Source organism: Rhizobium sp. SVR5-9E (assembly GCF_056755095.1).
The window spans coordinates 1-232 of the sequence record NZ_JBNDHS010000806.1; the positions used below are offsets into that span (position 1 = coordinate 1).

At 58.2% G+C, this 232-nt stretch carries 1 protein-coding gene; it reads left to right on the forward strand.

All coding sequences use genetic code 11. The annotated features are described in order from the left end of the window. The coding region (locus tag ACPYOJ_RS37065; RefSeq protein WP_481420640.1) for a peroxidase family protein at nt 1-232 on the forward strand (232 nt) is incomplete at both ends.

Below are 232 nucleotides of genomic sequence, written 5' to 3' on the forward strand. Positions count from 1 at the left end.
GCCTGGCACGGCGCAGGTACCTATCGCTCCGTTGACGGTCGCGGTGGCGCAGGGCGCGGTCAACAGCGCTTTGCCCCCCTGAACTCCTGGCCAGATAACGTAAGTCTGGATAAAGCGCGCCGTCTCCTGTGGCCTATCAAGCAAAAATACGGTCAAAAAATTTCCTGGGCTGACCTCTTCATCCTTGCCGGTAACGTGGCGCTGGAGAACTCTGGCTTCCGTACCTTTGGTT